This window comes from Pseudomonas sp. GW823-FHT01D03 (genome assembly GCF_058798255.1).
Genome location: NZ_JBXAKK010000001.1, coordinates 2,204,282 through 2,220,544 on the forward strand (window position 1 = coordinate 2,204,282; position 16,263 = coordinate 2,220,544).

The window sequence follows — 16,263 nt, forward strand, 5'->3', positions numbered from 1 at the left end:
GACACACCGCCTTCGCGAGCAAGCCCGCTCCCACAGTGATCTGCGCATGACAGCAGATTTGTGAGCGCCCGCCATTTAATGTGGGAGCGGGCTTGCTCGCGAAGGCGGTGGCTCCGGCAATGAATAGGGCGCCTGACACCCCGCTATCGCGAGCAGGCTCACTCCTACAGGGGATCGCGGTTTACAGTAGGTGCCTCGACTAGGTGAGTGAGGCTAGTGATGACGCAGTTTTACGATGCACGGGGCAATATCTACGGGGTGGTTTCGCCGCAGAGGCTTCGCGAGGCGGGGATCGATCTGCCGAGTGGAGCCGCGCAGTGTGCTGCGTCGAGAACGGAATGGAGCCACGCCGCCATTGCGCTGTGCTGCGACTGGCCCGAGGGGCAGCGTCCGGCGGAGAGCAAATCGCACCGCAGCGATGGCCTGCTGATCGGCCCGTTTCAGTCGGCAGCGCCGTTCGACGTGCTGATCGTCAACACCGACGGCACCTTGGCCGAGCGCAGTGGCAACGGTCTGACGATCTTTTCCCAAGCGTTGCTTGAGCAGGGGCTGATGCCGGAAGAAGGCGCGTTGCTGAAGGTGCATCACGACAAGGGTGATGCTGTGCAAACCGTGGTGAAACCGGCCGCAGTCGAAGACGCTAACGGCTTCTGGCTGGACCTCGGTCAACCGGGCTTCGGGTCTTCAGCGGTGGCCGCTCAAGGTGTTGAAAGTCGCGAGTTCAATGATCGTGAGGTGATCCACGTAACACCCTTGGCACAGCTCGATCCCGCGTGGCAGCACAGCCAGTTTGTGCGCATCGGCAACCCGCATTGTGTGACGTTGTTGAGCGACGTCGCCGAGCTGCCGAGCAACGCACAAATGCGCGAGTCGCCCTTGGCTGAAGGCCTGACCCGAATCGCCTACGCCATGCCGACTGGCGCCGGATTGCCATGCCCGGCGGGCGTCAATCTGCAATGGGCCGCGCTCGAGTCAGCGCAGCGCATCGTCGCCCGAGTATTCGAGCGTGGCGAAGGGCCGACCGCGTCTTCCGGCACCAGCGCCAGTGCAGTGGCGTGTGCTGCATGGCGAGTGAATTGGGTGACGGCAGGGGAGGTGGAAGTGATCATGCCCGGCGGCACCGCGCCGATTCTGCTCGAAGAAGTGCACGGAGAGCTGGTGCGGGTCAGGTTGTTCGGTGCGGCGCGGTTGATGGGCTGAGTTCTGAATCGTCATCGCTGGCAAGCCCGGCGCCCACATTGGATTCAGGTGGACACGAATAATGTTTCCACACAAAACCCTGTGGGAGCCTGGCTTGCCAGCGATGAGGCCCGCAGAGTTACCCTGTCAAATGAGCCTTGAACAACGTCACCGACACTACATGATCATCCTGCACCGCCAACCAGAGCAGTGCACGTGGCGAAAGCTCATCCTCGAAACATTCAACAATCACCGTATGCACCGAACTGGCCTGTAGCGCCAGCCTTTGCGCATGTTTCAACTGGCGCTTTACCGCGCCACTCACAGGAATCGGTGCATGCCCGGTGCGCACTTGTTCACAGAAGGCCTGTGCGACTTCACGGGGTGTCGGTGGGGGCGGTGAGGTCAGGCCGGCTTCGTCGAACAGCCGATTGAGTTGCTCCGCTGCGCTGACCGCCCGAGGAAAACCGGCAAATGCCGAGGCCTGCAACAACACTTCGGTCATTTCGCCGGGCGCCAGCCCCGAGGCCATTCCCGTCTTGAGGTGCACACTCAGCGGCGGACCGACCATCCCCGAGGCGACAATTGCAGCAAACGATACGGCTTCACGCAAACGCGGGTCGAGGCCGGGGCGCGCATGCAAATGCCCGTAAACCACACCCACCGCCAACTCGCCCAACGCGGGCACGGTGTGAAACAGAGCATCGAGACGAGCGCCTCCATCGGGTACAAGTCCGGTAAAGGTATGACGGCCTTCGTGGTACAGCGTGGCCATGGGAGAAGGTTTGTGATTCATGGAGAAATCCTCAAGCCAATGAGGATGGCGGTTGATCAACTACGCACGAACTTCAGCATGAAAAAGCGTCCATCGAGGTGGGGGAAAATCGGCGTCATCGCGACGCCGATATGATTATCCTAGACGAACTCCACCACCGGCATCTTCCGCTGCATCAACACCTTGCCGCCGCGAATCGAATACAGCGGCAGGCCCTGGCTGCGGATCACTTCGTAATCGCTGTCCGCCGACAGAATCAGCAGGTTCGCCGGGCGCCCCTCTACCAGCCCATAACGCTCGCCCAGGTGCATGGCCTTGGCACTGTTGTCGGTGACCAGATCCAGCGCGTTCTGCAGGTTGCGATAGCCGAGCATGTGGCAGATGTGCAAACCGGCTTCCAGCACGCGCAGGATGTTGCCGTTGCCCAGCGGGTACCAAGGATCGACGATCGAGTCCTGGCCGAAACACACGTTCATCCCGGCCTCCAGCAATTCATTCACGCGAGTCACGCCACGGCGTTTCGGGAAGTTGTCGAAGCGCCCCTGCAGGTGAATGCTTTCGGTCGGGCACGAGACGAAACTGATCCCGGAATGCCCGAGCAGGCGAAACAGTTTGGCGCAGTAGGCGTTGTCATAAGAGCCCATTGCCGTGGTGTGGCTGGCGGTGACCCGCGCACCCATGTCGCGGCTGCGCGCCTCTTCGGCGAGCACCTCAAGAAAGCGCGAGTGCGGGTCGTCGGTCTCGTCGCAATGCACGTCAACCAGGCAGCCGGTGCGCTCGGCCAGATCCATCAGAAACTTCACCGAACTGACGCCCTGATCACGGGTGTACTCGAAATGCGGAATGCCGCCGACCACATCGGCGCCCATGCGAATCGCTTCCTCCATCAGCTCGCGACCGTTGCGGAACGACTCGATGCCCTCTTGCGGGAATGCGACGATTTGCAGGTCGATCAGTTGCCGGGTTTCTTCGCGCACTTCGAGCATCGCCTTGAGTGCGGTGAGTTGCGGATCGGTGACGTCGACGTGGGTGCGCACGTGCTGGATGCCGTGGGCGGCCAGGGCCTGGATGGTTTTCCTGGCGCGGGTTTTGGTGTCTTCTTCGGTGATGGTGACCTTGCGCTCGCCCCAGCACTCGATGCCCTCGAACAGCGTGCCACTCATGTTCCAGCGCGGCTCGCCAGCGGTCAGCGTGGCGTCGAGGTGGATGTGCGGCTCGACGAAGGGCGGCACCACCAGATTGCCGCCGGCGTCGAGGTCGCCGGGGTTGAGGGTCGGGGCTTCGGTCTGGCGGCCGATGCTACGGATCAGGCCGTCTTCCAGGTGCAATTCGTGCAAACCGTCCTGGTTGCGCAGTCGGGCGTTGATGATGTGCATCAGGCGAATCCTTCTTATAGGTCTGGTAGTGGCGCACTGGCGCGACGGGCGCCGAGCAGGCCGGTGACGATGACATACGTTAGCGCGGCGGCGGCAATCCCTACCAGCGGCGCGACCCAGGGCGAGTTGAACGCGGCGAGCGTGCCGACCGCGTAAGCCCCCAGCCCCGGCCAGTTGAACGCCGGTAGCCGTGCGTCGGCCAGCCGCGGATAGCGCCCGCGCCAGCGGAAGAAAAAGTCGGCCATGATCACCCCGCCAATCGGCGGAATCACCGTGCCCAGCAGAATCAGGTACGGCACCAGCATGTCGTACATACCCAGCAGGGCGAGCAGGGTGCCGATCACCGCGCCGGCCAGGGTCACGGTTTTGCGCCGTCCGGTGCGCAGCAGGTTGCAGCCGGCGACGGCAAAGTTGTAGATGGTGTTGTCCTGGGTGCTCCAGATGTTCAGTAGCAGCATGGCCATTGCGGCCATGGCGAAACCTTGCAGCAGCAACACTTCAACCACGTCGGGCTGCTGATAGACGATCGCGCCGTAGGCGCCGATCAGCACCATCAGGCCATTGCCGATGAAAAATCCGATCAGGCTGGCCAGCACAGCAACCCGTGCCGAGCGTGAGAAGCGGGTCCAGTTGGTCGCCTGGGTCGCACCGCTGACGAAGGTGCCGAAGACCAAGGTGATGGCGGTCGACCAGTCCAGCGAACCCGTCGGTACCACGCTGAGCAAACCTTCGAGGCCGCCGACTTTCACCGTCGCGACCCACATCGACAGCACCAGCAGCAACATCATCGCCGGCACCGCGATGTACGACAGAATCTCCAGACCGCGATACCCGACATACGCCGTGGCGCAGAACACCAGGCCGAACAGCACCATCAAACCGAGCACCGCGCCTTGCTCCAGATCGAAGTATTTGCCGAGCACCACGGCGGCGGTCGCAGTACCCCAGGCGTACCAGCCGATCTGGGTGAAACCGAGGATCAGGTCGCTGAGCTTGCTGCCGACTTCACCAAAACAGAAACGCCCCATCAGCACCGAATTAAGCCCGCTCTTGAAGGCGATATAACCGAGGCCTGCCGCATACAGACCGAGCAGCAGGTTACCGACGATGATCACCGCCATCATCTCGCCAAAACTGAAGGCGACCCCAAGCTTGCCGCCGGCAAACATGGTTGCGGTGAAAAATGTGAATCCCAGTAACACCATGGCGGTCGAGGCCAGACCTTTTCGCGCGTGCATCGGGACTTCGCTGAGGGGGTAATCGTTGCCGGGATCGTTCTGCGTCATGGGGCGTTCCTTGCTGGATTGGGGAGACGCGAAGCAAGTTGCAGTGGTCGTGCCAAATACCGTTATGCGGATTATGTATAGCCGAGTCAGGGATTTCGGCGCGAAAGCAGTGCACCAGAACGCACACAGGCCCAATGTGGGAGCGGGCTTGCTCGCGAAGGCGCCGGGTCAGCCATTGCAGGTGGCGACTGATGCAGCGCTTTCGCGAGCAAGCCCGCTCCCACCGTTTTGAACTGTGTTGGGGGTCAGAGGAAGCGCAGCAGGGCGGCGACGATGGCTTCCGGGGCGTCCTCCTGGACCAGGTGGCCGGCGTTGGCGATGGGGTGAAATTGCGAACCGGGGATCATCTGGTGCAACGCCAGACCCCGCTCGATGGGAATCCACTGATCGGCTTCACCCCAGAGAATCTGCACCGGACAGCGGATGTTCGGGTACAGCGGTTCGGCCTCGCGGGTGTAGCGCTCGTCCATCTGCGCGATCTGCCGATAGAACGCCGCTTGCCCGGGTTCGCCGAGCCACGGTTGCACGTAGGGCGCCAGTTCTGCGTCGGGGATGTCGCGGTGAATCGCCCCGCGAATGTAAGTCGGGACGATCGCGCGCTGAATGTAATCGGGCAGGCCGCTGAACGCCGCTTCATGCTGGCGCACATGCTGCACGAACGGCGAACCCCACGGCGTCAGCGCCACCGGATCGATCAGCGTCAGGCTGCGGTAGTCCCTGCCATTGAGCAAATGCGTGCGCAACGCGGTGGCGCCGCCGAAGTCATGGGCGACCACGTCCGGGCGCTGGATGTTCCAGTGATCGAGCAACTGCGCGAGAAGTTGATTCTGTACGCCGAGGGAAACGTCGGCGTCCGGTTGTGCGGAGCGTCCGTAGCCCAGCAGATCGAAATAATGCACCCGATGACTGGCAAAGAAATGCGGCGCGATGCGGTGCCACACGTAAGACGAGAACGGCGTGCCGTGCACGAACACCAGTGGCGGGCCGTCACCGCGCACGGCGTGGCGCACCGGATGCCCATTGAAATCGAAGACCTGATCCAGCAGCCAGTCTGTCATCGGCCTGTCCTCTTGGCGGGGTTTAGCCAAAAAGCATAGGCATAAAAAAACAGCCGTGAAGGCTGTTCTCTATTTTCCTGACAAACACAGATCCTTTGTAGGAGTGAGCCTGCTCGCGATAGCGTCGGCACATCCGAAATCAATGTGTCTGACAAACCGCTATCGCGAGCAGGCTCACTCCTACAGGGGGATTTGTGTTCAATTATTCACCGCGATAGATGCAACCGCTGGTGCAGGTCTCGTGAATGCGGATCGCGCTGAGTTCCGGCAACAGTGGCTTCATTTCATTCCAGATGAATTTGGCCAGGACTTCGCTGGTCGGGTTTTCCAGGCCGGGAATGTCGTTCAGGTAGTTGTGATCCAGGCGCTCGTACAGCGGCTTGAAAATCGCCTTGATCTCGGAGAAGTCGCGGATCCAGCCGGTGTGCGGATCGAGGTCGCCGCTCAGGTGAATCGCCACCTTGAACGAGTGACCGTGCAGGCGTCCGCACTTGTGGCCGTCCGGTACGTGCGGCAGGCGGTGGGCGGATTCGAAAGTAAATTCCTTGAAGATTTCCACAGTATTTTCGGCTCTGTTCAGGTGGCGTTCGCCGCAGCGATTCGGGCAGGCGGCGAGTTTACCAGCTTGTGTTTGGCGATGCGGGAAAACACTGACTAAAGGGTCAGCAAGCGCTCGACGAGGCGACCGTTGGTGGTCAGTTCGAGAAACTCGTCGCCCAGTCGGCGGCTCTCGTCCATCGCCGCGTGCCAGTACTTTTGGCGGCTCGGCGCATCACCCATGAAGCGCTTGAAGTCGTTACGATCCGGGAGTTTGCCGTAGGGCAGGCGCGCCAGATATTCCTTCGATGGCGCGAGCAACAGCACGTCCTGCAAGCGCTCGACCGAGGCCTTGCGCCAGGGCAGAGTCTTGTCGAACCAGCCCGGAATCACCCGGTCGGTGAAGTGCGGATAGAGCACGATGCCGTCGCCGCTGTAGGGCAGGTCGAGGTGATAGTCGAGCAGCCCGCCATCGCGGAACGTGCCGGCACCGGCGCCCGGCAGGTCACGTACGCCTTCCATGACCATCGGGATCGAGCCGGAGGCCAGTAGCGCCTGGCGCAGGTTGCCCGCATTGAGGGCGACGAAGCGCGACGGAAAGTCATTCAGCGCCTTCACCGGCGGCGCCAGGCGCGGGTCGTGAATGATCAGCCGTTCGAAGTGCCGCGACAGCCGCGCGCGACCGCGCAGGTTATCGGCGATCACCGAACCCAGCGCCAGACCGAGGCGGCCACGATGATCGTCGGCCAGGCGTCCGTGGCTTTTCACCACCATGATGTTCAGGCGGTAGTCGGCATTGTTGAGGATGCTGGCGTCGCGGCCGTCGAGCAGGTCATTGAGCATGCGCTGCGAGCTCGCGCTGATCGCGGCCATGGTCACGCCTTTGTTGAAATTCTGCTCGGCGTACAACTGACCGAGGCGGCGGATGCCTTCGGCGGCGTCCGGCAGGCAGGCGCTGGCGAAGCGCCAGGAACCGACCGACGCGCCGATCAGCGAGCGCTCACGCGGCGCGCTCGGCAGCCATTCACCGAACAACGCCAGGTCCAGCCCCTGAATCCCCAGAGCCTTCGGCCCGCCGGCCGCACCGGGCAGGGTGCCGACGTCAGCGGCGTTCAGACCCTGAGCGCGAATGCGCGCCATGGCCCGTGGGCCGGCCTTGAGGGTAAGGGCGGGGAACTTGATGTGGATGGCAGTCATACCGGTCTCGATCGTTAGCAAGCGAACAATTATAAGCACATGTTACAAAACACTGTAGGAGTGAGCCTGCTCGCGATAGCGGTGTATCAGACATATCAATGCTCAATGACACATCGCAATCGCGAGCAGGCTCACTCCTACAGGGGAAAGGTATTGCTCTGGGGCAATGATGGCAATTCAGTTTCAGTTAAGTTCGCACCGCTATGGTGCCCACCGTAGCTGCACATAAAAATACGGAGACACCCATGAGAACCCTGACTGCCCTGTCCATTGCCTCGATCATCGGCCTGACCGCCAGCCTCGCCCATGCCCGCGATCTTGGCCCCGATGAAGCCCTGCGCCTGCGCGACGCTGGTACTATCGTCTCCTTCGAGAAGCTCAACGCCACGGCGCTGACCAAACATCCGGGGTCGACCATCACCGATACCGAGCTGGAAGAGCAGTACGGCAAGTACATCTATCAGATCGAAATGCGTGATCCGCAAGGGCTGGAGTGGGACCTGGAATTGGACGCTGTGACTGGGCAGGTTCTCAAGGATCATCAGGATACGTAATGAAGGTTAATGTTCGCGCCACCCGCCGCACGGCGCTGGCGCTGGTGATGTGTTGTTCGACGGCCATGGCCCGCGATCTCGGTCCGGACGAAGCGCTTGATCTGCGCAAGCAGGGCGTGATTCTGCCGCTTGAGCAAGTGCTGCAGCAGGCGATGGACCGTTACCCCGGCGCAAAACTGCTGGAAGTCGAGCTGGAAGAAAAACACGACGTCTACATTTATGAAGTCGAGTTGCTGACCGTCGAAGGTGTCGCCCGTGAGCTGCACCTGAAGGCCGATACCGGCGAACTCGTGAAAGACAAGGAAGATTGACCGATGCGTTTGCTACTGGTGGAGGACCACGTGCCGCTGGCCGACGAACTGATCGCCGGCCTGCAGCGCCAAGGCTACGCGGTGGACTGGCTGGCGGACGGGCGCGATGCGGTTTATCAGGGCAGCAGCGAGCCCTATGACCTGATCATTCTCGACCTCGGCCTGCCCGGCGTTCCCGGGCTGGAGGTGCTGGCGCAGTGGCGTGCCGGTGGCCTGGCGACCCCGGTGCTGATCCTCACCGCTCGCGATTCCTGGGCCGAGCGCATCGAAGGCCTGAAGGCTGGCGCCGACGATTACCTGACCAAACCGTTCCATCCTGAAGAACTGCACCTGCGGGTGCAGTCGTTGCTGCGCCGCTCCAAGGGCCAGGCCAACCAGCCGACGCTCAAGGCCGCCGGCCTGCACCTGGATGAAGGCCGCCAGTGCGTGATTCGCGACGGCAGCGAGATTCAGCTGACCGCCGCCGAATTCCGCCTGCTGCGTTATTTCATGCTGCACCCGGAACAGATCCTGTCGAAAACCCACCTCGCCGAGCACCTCTACGACGGCGAGACCGAGCGTGACTCCAACGTCCTCGAAGTTCACGTCAACCACCTGCGGCGCAAGCTCGGCAAAGCGGTGATCGAAACCCGTCGCGGCCAGGGTTACCTGTTCGGCGGGCAAGCTTCGTGAGGTCGATCCAGCGCCGTTTGAGCCTGGGATTGATCAGCGTGATGGTGATCGTCGGCCTGGTGCTGGCGCAAACCAGCCTGTGGTTGTTCGAAGTCGGTTTGCAGCGTTATCTCGAAGCCGGTCTGCGCAACGACAGCGAAAGCCTGCTGGTCGCGCTAGTGCGTGGCCCGCAAGGGTTGCAACTGGATGAGCGGCATCTGTCGCCGGCCTATCAGCGACCGTTTTCCGGGCATTACTTCCGCATCGATTTTGCCGACAGCCACTGGCGCTCGCGTTCGCTGTGGGATCAGGATCTGCCGCTGCTGGAGCACCCGGGTTTGCACAGCAACCTGCAACTGGGGCCGGACGGTCAGCAGTTGCTGGTATTGCGCTCGGACTATCGCCGGCTGGGGCAGTCGATCTCGATCAGCGTTGCGCAGGATTACACCCCGGTGCGCGAGAGTTTCCAACGCATGCGCCAGATCGGCCTCGGACTGGGGCTGGCCGGCTTGCTGCTGATTCTGCTGCTGCAACGGCTGACGGTGCGCCGCGCGTTGAAGCCGCTGGAGCGCGCGCGCGAGCAGATCGCCCAGTTGCAGCAGGGCCAGCGCTCGCAACTGGACGATCAGGTGCCGGTGGAGCTGGAGCCGCTGGTGGCACAGATCAACCATTTGCTGGCGCACACCGAAGACAGCCTCAAGCGCTCGCGCAATGCACTGGGCAATCTCGGACATGCGCTGAAAACCCCGCTGGCGGTGCTGCTGAGTCTGGCGTCGAGCGAGAAACTCGATGCCCACCCGGAGTTGCGCCGAATCCTCAAGGAGCAACTGGAGCAAGTGCAACAGCGGCTCAATCGCGAACTCAATCGCGCACGGTTGTCCGGAGATGCGCTGCCCGGTGCGCTGTTCGACTGTGATGCGGAACTGCCGGGACTGCTGGCGACGCTGAACATGATCCACGGCGAGCATCTGGCGCTGAGCTACGTTGCGCCGCCGGGGCTGCAATTGCCCTGGGATCGCGAGGACTTGCTGGAGCTGCTCGGCAACCTGCTGGACAACGCCTGCAAATGGGCGGACGCCGAGGTGCGTCTGAGTGTGATCGAACGTACTGACGGCTACGCCCTGAGCGTTGAAGATGACGGGCCGGGGATTCCTGAAGAGCAACGCACTCAGGTGTTCAGCCGTGGCACGCGGCTCGACGAGCAGACTGACGGGCATGGTCTGGGGCTGGGGATTGTGCGCGATATTGTCGAGACGTGGGGCGGGTTGCTGGTGTTGGGCGAGAGTGAGTGGGGCGGGTTGAAGGTGGTGATCGAGTTGCCTAAACGCTAACCCCGGCCTGCCAAAGAACTGTAGGAGTGAGCCTGCTCGCGATTGCGCCGATACATTCGAAATCAATGTGTCTGACAAACCGCTATCGCGAGCAGGCTCACTCCTACAGGGACGGATGGTTTTCAGACCCGGAACTGATCCATCAGGCTCTGCTGCTGATTCGCCAGGCTGTTCAGCGACTGGCTGACGCGCGCCGACTCATTGGCCTGTCCGGACAGCGATTCGGTCACGTCACGAATGGTGGCCACGTTGTTGTTGATCTCCTCGGCCACCGCGCTCTGTTCTTCCGCCGCGCTGGCGATCTGCAGGTTCATGTCGCTGATCACCGTCACCGCATCGCCGATCTGGCGCAGTGCGGTCACCGCTTGCCCGACCTGTTCGACACTGCCCTGAGCCTGACGATGGCTGTTGCCCATCGACCCCACCACGTCCTGGGTGCCGGTCTGCAGTTGCTCGATGACCTGACGGGTTTCCTCCACCGACTCTTGGGTGCGGCGGGCGAGGTTGCGCACTTCGTCGGCGACCACGGCAAAACCACGCCCGGCTTCACCGGCACGCGCTGCTTCGATCGCCGCGTTGAGCGCCAACAGGTTGGTCTGTTCGGCGATGGCGCGGATGGTTTCCAGCACGGTGCCGATCTTCTCGCTGTTGGCGGCCAGGCCTTCGACCTGAACCATCGCCGCGCTCATGTCGGCGGCGAGGGTGTCGATACTCGCGGTGGTGCGGTCGATCACGGTCAGGCCCTGGCGGGTGGCGCGGTCGGCGTCCTTGGCCGCTTCGGCGGCTTGCGCGGCGCTGCGTGCAACGTCCTGCGCGGTGGCGCTCATTTCGTGGGAGGCAGTGGCGACCTGATCGACCTGACGGTATTGCTGCTCCATGCCGGCGCTGGTCTGGGTGGCGATGGCCGAGGACTGGTCGGCGGTGTTGCGCGCATCCTGCACCGAGCGTTTCACCTCGGCGATGATCGGCTGCAACTTGTCGAGGAACTTGTTGAACCAGCCGGCCAGTTGACCGAGTTCATCCTGCTTGTCATAGGCCAGACGTCGAGTCAGATCGCCTTCGCCGCTGGCAATGTCTTCCAGCATATTGGCCACGCCGAGGATCGGTTTGGTCACGCTGCGCGCCATCAGCCACACCAGCAGCAGGCCGACCAACGCCGCGAGCACGCCGAGGCTCAGTTCGATCAGGGTGCCGGAGTTGTTGCTCGCATCCAGTTGCTGCTTGAGCGCTTCGGCGCGGCTGACCAGCACCTTTTCCGGCACGTCGAGCAACACGGCCCACGACGGGCCGCCGGGAATCGGCTGGAACGGCGACAGCACTTTCAACTGGCCGTTGCTGTGCAGGCTACTGACGCTGCTGCTGGCCGCGAGCTGACGCAACAGTTCGGCACCACTGACGGTGTCCACGGCATCCAGACGCTTGCTCAGCTTGCTGGCGTCCGGGCTGTAGCCGGCGAGCAGGCCGGTGGAGCTGATGATGCTCACGGCGGTCTGGCCGTCGTAGAGTTTTTTGCTCGCGCCCTGGCTGATCGCCTGCAGGCTGTTGAGATTGATGTCCACCGACAGCGAGGCGATGACTTTGCCGTTGACCATCAGCGGGAAGACGATGCTGGTCATCAGCACGTTCTGGCCGTCGATCACGTAGAAGTACGGTTCGATCACGCACGGCTTGAGCGTGGTGCGCGGGCAGGTGAACCAGGCGTTGGCAGCCTGACCGCTGGGGCCGGTGCTGGTGTCGGCCATGTCGCTTTCCGGCAGGGCCATCGAGGTGACTTTGCCCGGGGTCGGCTGCGACCAGTACAGGGCAAAGCGGCCCTTGTCGTTGCTGCCGAGTTCGGCCTGACCGGCGAACAGTTCATCCTTGCCATCCAGCGCATTGGCTTCGAACACCAGCGACAGACCGAGCAGATCCGGGTTGGCCTGCAGGGCGGACTTGACCTGACGGGTCATGTCTTCGCGCAGGTCGAAGGCGTCGAGGAAGCGCTTCTCGGCCTGTTCACGCAGGAACAGCACCTGACGCGAGAAGCCGTGGCCGTACTGATAGGCATCCATGAATTGCTGGCGAATCCCGGCAGCCTGCACTTCGCCTTGCGATTCAATGCGCGCCTGGGCCGACTCGGTCAGCATCTCCATGCTCGAAGCCTTCACCAGCTCGGAGCTGTGCTCCATGCGGTACAGCGAAAGACCCACCAGCAGGGTCACGATGCCCGCCAGGCACAGGCCGGCGAGCAGGGTGATTTTCCATTGAATGGAAAGTTGTCTGAGCGACATGGAGACGTCCTTATTCGATAAATATCTGAGACTTTGCACTGTAACGGCCGCGCTTCGGCTTTCTTTATTGTTCAAGTGCAATATGACTAATTGCCGCAGCTGAGTGACATTTAGATCCCTGTGGCGAGGGAGCTTGCTCCCGCTGGGGTGCGTAGCGCCCCCAAATCCTGCTGATGCGGTCATTCAGGCATAACGCGTCTACCGGGTTTGCGACTGCTGCGCAGCCGAGCGGGAGCAAGCTCCCTCGCCACAGGGATCTCCTGCGCATCACCGTGTTGTGCATTGGCAGTTACATTCAGTTCAGCCGCTCGCTTTGACACCGCCGCCACTCTGCGGCACAGTGCGCGCCCTTCTAATAAGACCCTCTTTGCAAATCCGCCGGTTAACCGTTGGCGGACTCATCCTGTCTGGCGGTGATATTTCATCGCAGTGTTTTTGAGGTAGTGAAATGAATGCAGTGATTGCTGCGGTCGGCGTCATGCTGATCCTCAGCCTGTCCCGCGTGCACGTGGTGATCGCCCTGATCGTCGGTGCGCTGGTCGGTGGCCTGACCGGTGGTCTGGGCATCGACGCCACGCTTAAGGCGTTCAACAGCGGCCTGGGTGGCGGGGCGACGGTGGCGTTGTCCTACGCGTTGCTCGGCGCTTTCGCCGTGGCGATTGCCAAGTCCGGCCTGGCCCATGCGCTGGCCGACAAGGCCCTGGCGATGGTCGATCGTCAGCATTCGACGGGCGGCGGCAGCGTCAAGTGGCTGCTGATCGGCCTGCTGTGGGTGGTGGCGATTGCCTCGCAGAACATCCTGCCGATCCACATTGCGTTCATTCCGCTGCTGGTGCCGCCACTGTTATATGTGCTGACCAAGTTGCAGCTGGATCGCCGGCTGATCGCCTGCGTCATGACCTTCGGCCTGATCACCCCGTACATGGTGTTCCCGGTGGGTTTCGGCAACATCTTCCTCAACCAGATCCTGCTGGCCAACGTCAGCAAGGCCGGGGTCGATATCAGCCAGATCAACGTCATGCACGCCATGGCGATTCCGGCGCTGGGCATGGTCTTCGGCCTGTTGCTGGCGGTGTTTTTCAGCTATCGCAAGAAGCGCGTTTACGATCTGCAGAAGATCGAACAGGTCGAGCAAGTCAGCGTGGCGTACAACCCAAAGACCATTGGCATTGCCGGCCTGGCGATTGCCGCCGCGTTCATCATTCAGTTGCTGCTGGACTCGATGATTATCGGTGCGCTGGCCGGGTTCCTGATCTTCTCGGCCTCGGGTATCGTCAAGTGGCGTGAGACCGACGACCTGTTCACCGAAGGCATGAAGATGATGGCGATGATCGGCTTCATCATGATCTCCGCCTCGGGCTTCGCCGAAGTGCTCAAAGCCACCGGCGAAGTGCGCTCGCTGGTGGAAAGCGCGGCGGCGTGGATCGATCACAGCCAAGCAATCGGTGCGCTGTTGATGCTGCTGGTGGGCCTGATGGTGACCATCGGTATCGGCTCGTCGTTCTCCACGGTGCCGATTCTGGCGGCGATTTTCGTGCCGCTGTGCGTGCAACTGGGCTTCAGCCCGATGGCCATCGTGTGCATCGTCGGCACCGCCGGGGCATTGGGCGATACCGGCTCGCCGGCCTCCGACTCGACGCTGGGCCCGACCTCGGGTCTGAACGTCGATGGCCAGCATCACCACATCTGGGACACCGTGGTTCCGACCTTCGTGCACTACAACTTGCCGCTGCTGGCGTTCGGCTGGGTGGCGGCGATGGTCCTCTGATCACCACATACCCCTTGTAGGAGTGAGCCTGCTCGCGATAGTGATGTATCAGTCGACAGATGTAGTGGCTGATACACCGCTATCGCGAGCAGGCTCACTCCTACAGGGGATGGGGTCAAGTCGAAGCTCAACTTTTGCTATTGCGTGCCGTTAAAGCCTTTAACCACGCCAATAAAACCAAAAGAGTGAGCCCCCCAATGCGCTTGAGTCTCAAGGCCAAAGTCCTGTCCCTTGCCGTCCTGCCGGTGCTGCTCTTTGCGCTGGTCATCAGCCTGACCATGCTGTTCATCCTCCAGCAGCAGGCGCACACCGAGGTCGAGCAGACCCGCGAGCGCTTGCTCGCCGACGCCAAGGCCACCTTGCAAAGTTACGTCGCCGTGGCCATGACCACGATCAAACCGCTGTACGACGCAGCCGCCCCCGGTGACAACGCGGCGCGGGCGCAGGCGATCAAGTTGCTCTCGGGCATCCGCTACGGCAAGGACGGCTACTTCTTCGGCTACGACTCCGAGACCGTGCGCCTGTTCAAGGCCAACGACCCCGAAGGCGTGGGCAAAAGCTTCAAGGACAACCGCGACCCGAATGGCGTCTACGTCAACCTCGGGCTGGTGAAAGTGGCGAAAGACGGCACCCACTATCTGCAATACAGCTCACCGCTGCCGGGCAATGCCAGCGTGCTGGTACCGAAACTCGGCTACACCGAGTACCTGGCGAAGTGGGACATGGCGGTCGGTACCTCGGTCAACCTCGACGGCATTGAAGCGCAAGTGGCGGTGGTCGAGGCGCAAGTGCAGGAGCGCATGCAAGGCGTGATCCTCAGCATTGTCGGCGTGGCGGTGCTGGTGCTGCTGGTGATTGCCATCGCGGGGATGCTGCTGGCCAACACCATTCTGCGCCCGCTCAACCTGATGAAAGCCAACCTCGACGACATCGCGGCGGGCGAGGGCGATCTGACCCGCCGGTTGAACATCACCAGCCAGGACGAACTCGGCGAACTGGCCGGCTCGTTCAACCGCTTCGTCGACAAGATCCACGGCCTGGTGCGGCAGATCACCGAGATGACCACGCAACTCACCGGCCTGGTGACCCAGGTTTCCGATCAGGCCCAACGTTCCGATCAGGCGATGGAGCGTCAGCGCCACGAGACCGATCAGGTCGCCACGGCGATCAACGAGATGTCCGCCGCCGCCCAGGAAGTCGCCAAGAGCGCGCAGAACGCCGCGGTCGCTGCGCAGCAGACCGACGAAGAAGGCCAGAGCGCCAAACGCGTGGTGGCCGGCAGCATCAAACAGATTCATGCGCTGGTGGATGACATTCGCAGCAGCGGCGTGTCGCTCGACAGCCTGCAGCAGGACGTGTCGTCAATTGTCGGTGTGCTCGGGGTGATCCGCTCGATTGCCGAGCAGACCAACCTGCTGGCGCTCAACGCGGCGATTGAAGCGGCGCGGGCCGGGGAGGCCGGGCGCGGCTTTGCGGTAGTGGCGGACGAAGTGCGGGCGCTGGCCAGCCGCACGCAGATCAGCACCCAGGAGATTCAGGGCATGATTGATCGCCTGCAAGCGGGTACGCAGTCGGCGGTCGAGGCGATGCGCCGTTCCAGTGAAGCGGGCGATGGCACCTCGGCGCAGGCCAATCAGGCCGGGGCGTCGCTGGACGCGATGGCCGATCTGATCGCGACCATCAACTCGATGAACGCGCAGATCGCCAGCGCGGCCGAGGAACAAACGGCGGTGGCCGAAGAGATCAACCGCAGCGTGCATCAGATCGCGGTGGCGGTGGACAGCGTGGCGGACGAGACCCAGTTGGGCGCGCAGACTTCGCGCAGTCTGGCAGAGCTTGGGCAGCGGTTGGGCAAGCTGGTGGGCCAGTTCCGCATTTAAAAAACTCCGCAAAAAACCATTGTGGGAGCGGGCTTGCTCGCGAAGGCGTCATGTCAGTCAGTATTTTTGTATCTGACACACCGCCTTCGC

Annotated in this window: 14 protein-coding genes and 1 pseudogene; 7 read left to right on the plus strand and 8 right to left on the minus strand. The window is 62.3% G+C overall.

What is annotated here, in order from left to right; all coding sequences use genetic code 11:
• Positions 1 to 219: 219 nt before the first annotated feature.
• Positions 220 to 1,200 carry a diaminopimelate epimerase gene (locus AC1RBR_RS09680; protein ID WP_492564042.1) on the plus strand — a complete coding sequence of 327 codons (981 nt, stop codon included), beginning with the start codon at positions 220 to 222 and terminating at the stop codon, positions 1,198 to 1,200.
• A 118-nt stretch (positions 1,201 to 1,318) separates the two neighbouring features.
• On the opposite strand, the gene AC1RBR_RS09685 is transcribed toward AC1RBR_RS09680, so the two are convergent.
• The 6 genes from AC1RBR_RS09685 to AC1RBR_RS09710 all read right to left on the minus strand — a co-directional run bounded on the left by AC1RBR_RS09685 (position 1,319) and on the right by AC1RBR_RS09710 (position 7,408).
• The gene (locus tag AC1RBR_RS09685) at positions 1,319 to 1,975 is read right to left on the minus strand and encodes a carboxymuconolactone decarboxylase family protein (protein WP_492564043.1); all 657 of its coding nucleotides are present in this window, start codon (positions 1,973 to 1,975) and stop codon (positions 1,319 to 1,321) included.
• A gap of 119 nt (positions 1,976 to 2,094) precedes the next feature.
• A complete protein-coding gene (codA, locus tag AC1RBR_RS09690) occupies positions 2,095 to 3,330 on the minus strand; it encodes a cytosine deaminase (RefSeq protein ID WP_492564045.1) in 1,236 nt (411 codons plus the stop codon).
• Positions 3,331 to 3,344: 14 nt separating this feature from the next.
• A complete protein-coding gene (gene codB, locus AC1RBR_RS09695; protein WP_492564047.1) occupies positions 3,345 to 4,616 on the minus strand; it encodes a cytosine permease in 1,272 nt (423 codons plus the stop codon).
• A 245-nt stretch (positions 4,617 to 4,861) separates the two neighbouring features.
• Positions 4,862 to 5,674: an alpha/beta fold hydrolase gene (locus AC1RBR_RS09700; protein ID WP_492564049.1), complete on the minus strand. Its 813-nt coding sequence runs from the start codon at positions 5,672 to 5,674 to the stop codon at positions 4,862 to 4,864.
• Between the two features lie 202 nt (positions 5,675 to 5,876).
• The gene (queD, locus tag AC1RBR_RS09705; protein WP_003223505.1) at positions 5,877 to 6,233 is read right to left on the minus strand and encodes a 6-carboxytetrahydropterin synthase QueD; all 357 of its coding nucleotides are present in this window, start codon (positions 6,231 to 6,233) and stop codon (positions 5,877 to 5,879) included.
• A 95-nt stretch (positions 6,234 to 6,328) separates the two neighbouring features.
• Positions 6,329 to 7,408 (minus strand): patatin-like phospholipase family protein, encoded by a 1,080-nt coding sequence (locus AC1RBR_RS09710; protein WP_492564052.1) that lies wholly within the window; start codon positions 7,406 to 7,408, stop codon positions 6,329 to 6,331.
• 245 nt (positions 7,409 to 7,653) lie between these two features.
• On the opposite strand from AC1RBR_RS09710, the gene AC1RBR_RS09715 reads away from it, so the two are divergent.
• The 4 genes from AC1RBR_RS09715 to AC1RBR_RS09730 are packed head-to-tail and all read left to right on the plus strand — an operon-like array spanning position 7,654 to position 10,255.
• Entirely contained in the window at positions 7,654 to 7,962 is a 309-nt protein-coding gene (locus AC1RBR_RS09715; RefSeq protein WP_095138727.1) for a PepSY domain-containing protein, read from the plus strand.
• Positions 7,962 to 8,273, plus strand: coding sequence for a PepSY domain-containing protein (locus AC1RBR_RS09720; RefSeq protein WP_007915591.1), 312 nt, complete (start codon positions 7,962 to 7,964; stop codon positions 8,271 to 8,273). Before AC1RBR_RS09715 ends, AC1RBR_RS09720 begins: the two co-directional genes overlap by 1 nt.
• Before the next feature lie 3 nt (positions 8,274 to 8,276).
• Positions 8,277 to 8,945 carry a response regulator transcription factor gene (locus AC1RBR_RS09725; RefSeq protein ID WP_095138728.1) on the plus strand — a complete coding sequence of 223 codons (669 nt, stop codon included), beginning with the start codon at positions 8,277 to 8,279 and terminating at the stop codon, positions 8,943 to 8,945.
• Positions 8,942 to 10,255, plus strand: a complete 1,314-nt coding sequence (locus AC1RBR_RS09730; RefSeq protein ID WP_166495644.1) for an ATP-binding protein — start codon at positions 8,942 to 8,944, stop codon at positions 10,253 to 10,255. The genes AC1RBR_RS09725 and AC1RBR_RS09730 overlap by 4 nt, the downstream gene beginning before the upstream one ends.
• A 122-nt stretch (positions 10,256 to 10,377) precedes the next feature.
• On the opposite strand, the gene AC1RBR_RS09735 is transcribed toward AC1RBR_RS09730, so the two are convergent.
• Positions 10,378 to 11,133 carry a methyl-accepting chemotaxis protein gene (locus AC1RBR_RS09735; protein WP_371262551.1) on the minus strand — a complete coding sequence of 252 codons (756 nt, stop codon included), beginning with the start codon at positions 11,131 to 11,133 and terminating at the stop codon, positions 10,378 to 10,380.
• 102 nt (positions 11,134 to 11,235) lie between these two features.
• Positions 11,236 to 12,708 (minus strand): annotated as a pseudogene (locus AC1RBR_RS09740) (cache domain-containing protein); the annotation flags it as partial.
• 265 nt (positions 12,709 to 12,973) lie between these two features.
• On the opposite strand from AC1RBR_RS09740, the gene AC1RBR_RS09745 reads away from it, so the two are divergent.
• Positions 12,974 to 14,293, plus strand: coding sequence for a Na+/H+ antiporter family protein (locus tag AC1RBR_RS09745; RefSeq protein WP_492564056.1), 1,320 nt, complete (start codon positions 12,974 to 12,976; stop codon positions 14,291 to 14,293).
• A gap of 197 nt (positions 14,294 to 14,490) precedes the next feature.
• Positions 14,491 to 16,173 (plus strand): methyl-accepting chemotaxis protein CtpM, encoded by a 1,683-nt coding sequence (gene ctpM / locus AC1RBR_RS09750; protein ID WP_492564057.1) that lies wholly within the window; start codon positions 14,491 to 14,493, stop codon positions 16,171 to 16,173.
• Positions 16,174 to 16,263: the final 90 nt, after the last annotated feature.

Coding starts and splice junctions, on each gene's coding strand:
- AC1RBR_RS09710 (WP_492564052.1), bottom strand. CDS start 7,408: ATGACTGCCATCCACATCAAGTTCCCCGCCCTTACCCTCAAGGCCGGC.
- AC1RBR_RS09685 (WP_492564043.1), bottom strand. CDS start 1,975: ATGAATCACAAACCTTCTCCCATGGCCACGCTGTACCACGAAGGCCGT.
- AC1RBR_RS09700 (WP_492564049.1), bottom strand. CDS start 5,674: ATGACAGACTGGCTGCTGGATCAGGTCTTCGATTTCAATGGGCATCCG.
- AC1RBR_RS09715 (WP_095138727.1), top strand. CDS start 7,654: ATGAGAACCCTGACTGCCCTGTCCATTGCCTCGATCATCGGCCTGACC.
- AC1RBR_RS09735 (WP_371262551.1), bottom strand. CDS start 11,133: ATGGAGCAGCAATACCGTCAGGTCGATCAGGTCGCCACTGCCTCCCAC.
- AC1RBR_RS09720 (WP_007915591.1), top strand. CDS start 7,962: ATGAAGGTTAATGTTCGCGCCACCCGCCGCACGGCGCTGGCGCTGGTG.
- codA (WP_492564045.1), bottom strand. CDS start 3,330: ATGCACATCATCAACGCCCGACTGCGCAACCAGGACGGTTTGCACGAA.
- AC1RBR_RS09680 (WP_492564042.1), top strand. CDS start 220: ATGACGCAGTTTTACGATGCACGGGGCAATATCTACGGGGTGGTTTCG.
- AC1RBR_RS09725 (WP_095138728.1), top strand. CDS start 8,277: ATGCGTTTGCTACTGGTGGAGGACCACGTGCCGCTGGCCGACGAACTG.
- ctpM (WP_492564057.1), top strand. CDS start 14,491: ATGCGCTTGAGTCTCAAGGCCAAAGTCCTGTCCCTTGCCGTCCTGCCG.
- codB (WP_492564047.1), bottom strand. CDS start 4,616: ATGACGCAGAACGATCCCGGCAACGATTACCCCCTCAGCGAAGTCCCG.
- AC1RBR_RS09745 (WP_492564056.1), top strand. CDS start 12,974: ATGAATGCAGTGATTGCTGCGGTCGGCGTCATGCTGATCCTCAGCCTG.